Consider the following 2,993-nt stretch of genomic DNA (forward strand, 5'->3'; position numbering starts at 1 on the left):
CCCCCCCCCCCCCCCCCCCCCCCCCCCCCCCCCCCCCCCCCCCCCCCCCCCCCCCCCCCCCCCCCCCCCCCCCCGCGCCGCCCTTGGCGCCGTCCCCCGCGCCCCGCCCGCCGCGCAGGATCCGCGCACCGGGCGTCCCCTGGAGCCGCGCGGTCACCCGGGAGCCCAGGAAACCGCCACAGCCCAGTACGAGAATCCGCGTCCGCGTCATGTCCCCTCACGCCCCCTTGAGCAACAGGCCGCGACGGCTGCTGAATTCGGCGTTCGCCCGGTCGTAGTCGTCGGGGCGGCCGATGTCGAGCCAGTAGCCGTCGAAGTCGAAGGCCCGCGGCTCCTCACCCGCGGCCAGCAGATCGAGCACCACCTCGTCGAAGCCCAGCGGCAGACCGGGGGTGTAGCGCAGGAGCGTGCTCCGGGAGACCCCGTACACCCCCATCGACACCCGGTAGTCCATGCTCGGCTTCTCGGTGAAGGCGACCACCCGCCCGTCGTCGGTGCTGAGCACCCCGAAGTCGATGTTCACGGTACGGGCGTAGGTGGCGATGGTGAGCGGCGCGCCGGTGCCGCGGTGCTGGTCGAGCACGGCGGAGAAGTCGAGGTCGGTGAGCACGTCGCCGTTCATCACCAGGAAGTGCTCGGGGAGTTGGTCGATCATCGTCAGCAGCGGCCCCATTGTGCCCAGCGGACTGTCCTCGGTGACGTAGTCGACCTCGATGCCCCACTGGGAGCCGTCGCCGACGTACGCGCGGATGATGTTGCCGAGGTGGCCGATGGCGATGGTGCAGCGGCGGAAGCCGAAGCCCGCGAGCTGGCGCATCACGATCTCCAGGATCGCGTGGCTGTCACCGATCGGCACCAGCGGCTTGGGCAGCGCGGTGGTGTACGGCCGGAGCCTCACGCCTTTGCCCCCGGCGAGAATGACTGCGTGCATGGTGGTCCCCCCTGCGGTTGGATGTCAGCGGTTCGCTGCTGCGATGAAAGTGGTCAACAGGTGTCCGGCGCGGCGCTGGTGAGGCAGCGTCAGACGTTGTAGGCGGTGGTCTTGTAACGGGCCAGGTGGGCCGGGTCGCGGAAGAAGTCGATGGTGTGCGCCAGCCCGTCCTCCAGACTGTGCGCCGGTCGCCATCCGGTGGCCTCGCGCAGCCGGGTCGCGTCGCAGACCAGCCGCATGACCTCGGAACCGGCGGGCCGCAGCCGCTGCGCGTCCTCGCGGACCAGCAGCTCGGTGTCCATCAGCTCGCCGATCAGCCGCACCAGGTCGCCGACCGAGATCTCGCCGCCCGTACCGGCGTTGAAGGTCCGGCCGACCACCTTCTCGGCGGGCGCGGTGCCGACCGCGACGAAGGCCGCGGCGGTGTCCTTGACGTAGCTGAAGTCCCTGGTCGGCCGCAGGTCCCCGAGCGTCACCTCCCGCTCGCCCGCCGCGACCTGGCCGATCACCGTCGGGATCACCGCGCGCATCGACTGCCGCGGCCCGAAGGTGTTGAACGGCCGCAGCGTCACCACCGGCGTCTCGAAGCTGGCGTGGTAGCTGTCCGCCAACCGGTCCCCGCCCGCCTTCGACGCGGCGTACGGCGACTGCGTGACGATCGGGTGGTCCTCGGTGATCGGTACGGTCCGCGCGGTGCCGTACGTCTCGCTGGTGGAGGTGTGCACCAGCCGCGGGATGCCGAACTCCCGCACGGCTTCGAGCACGTTGAGGGTGCCGGACACATTGGTGTCCACGTAGCTGCGCGGTGCGCGGTACGAGTACGGGATCGCGATCAGCGCGGCCAGGTGGTAGACGGTGTCGCTATCGGCGACCAGATCCCGTACGGAACCGGAGTCGCGGACGTCGCCGAGGACCACCTCGACCCGGTCCAGGACGTCGGGCGCGAGCACGTCGAGCCAGCCGTGGGACGAGAACGAGTTGTACTGCACCATCGCGCGGACGCGGCGCCCGGAGGCGACCAGCGCCTCCACCAGGTGCGAGCCGATGAAGCCTTCCGCGCCGGTGACGGCGACGGGTGTCTCGGTGGACACGGATGAATCTCCTTCTGCGGAGGGTCGGTTGGAGCGGTGAGGTCGGAGGTCGTGGTGCGAGCTGCGGGTGCGAGGTGCGAGGTGCGAGGTGCGAGGTGCGAGGTGCGGGGTGCGGGGTGCGGGTGTGCGGGCCGCGGGTGCGGGGTCAGCGGTGGGTGGTCACACGGCCGGTCATCGTGAAGGCCGCCGTGAGCAGGACGGCGGCGGCTCCCGCGCAGACCAGGCCGAGCACGGTCCCGGCCGGCGCGGTGTGCGCGGCCAGCAGCACGACCGCCGTCAGGACGGCGGCGGCGAGCACGTAACTCCCCGTCCACGCACGGCCGCAGGACTGGAGGAGCAGCGACAGCCACAGCGTGCCGCCGAGGGCCAGCAGCACCGACAGATGCGCCGGGCTCCAGGCGGCGGCGCCGGGCACGACCGCCGCCTCGACGGCCGCGAGCCCGGCCAGCGCGACGGCGTAGAGCACGAGACAGCCCGCCAGCACCCGCCACGACCTGGCAAGCAGCCGCTCGTGCACGGTCGTCCTGCGCAGCGCGGTCAGACACCGGCTGCGGAAGCGGAAGAGCAGCCATTCGGCGACGCCCATGCTCACCGTGAGCGCGGCCACGAACTCCCCGGTGAGCGCCGCCGCGACCACCAGCGCGCCGCCCGCGAGCCCCGCCACCCCGTGCGGCAGCGACAGATACGGCGACAGGCCCTTGGCGTCGGTGACGCCGTCGTCGGCCCGCCACAGCAGTCGGGCCGCCTCCGGCAGGGTCCGGAGCGAGGAGACGAATCCGGTGCGGGGGTCCGTACGGGTCTGGGCGGTCCCGGCGGTCCCGGCCGTTCTGCGGCTGAACCGGTGTGCCCGAGACAGCAGTGGGGTGCCGCGGCCGGCGCGCACCCGCCTGCGCCAGGGCTCGCGCGGTGGCTTGGCGGGCCCGCGCTCGGGCGGCTCGCCGGTCAGGGCGGTGCGGAGCGCGGTGGCGAGG

At 73.0% G+C, this 2,993-nt stretch carries 2 protein-coding genes and 1 pseudogene; all 3 read right to left on the reverse strand.

The genetic code is table 11. The features are described from left to right. Positions 1 to 217 precede the first annotated feature (217 nt). The gene (locus BGM09_RS06095) at positions 218 to 931 is read right to left on the reverse strand and encodes a sugar phosphate nucleotidyltransferase (protein ID WP_188280385.1); all 714 of its coding nucleotides are present in this window, start codon (positions 929 to 931) and stop codon (positions 218 to 220) included. 89 nt (positions 932 to 1,020) lie between these two features. Then, the gene (locus tag BGM09_RS06100; RefSeq protein WP_188280386.1) at positions 1,021 to 2,022 is read right to left on the reverse strand and encodes a GDP-mannose 4,6-dehydratase; all 1,002 of its coding nucleotides are present in this window, start codon (positions 2,020 to 2,022) and stop codon (positions 1,021 to 1,023) included. Positions 2,023 to 2,167: 145 nt separating this feature from the next. After that, a pseudogene (locus BGM09_RS06105) lies at positions 2,168 to 2,993 on the reverse strand (hypothetical protein); the annotation flags it as partial.

It is taken from the genome of Streptomyces sp. CBMA29, from assembly GCF_014596445.1.
GTDB lineage: Bacteria > Actinomycetota > Actinomycetes > Streptomycetales > Streptomycetaceae > Actinacidiphila.

Coding starts and splice junctions, on each gene's coding strand:
- BGM09_RS06095 (WP_188280385.1), bottom strand. CDS start 931: ATGCACGCAGTCATTCTCGCCGGGGGCAAAGGCGTGAGGCTCCGGCCG.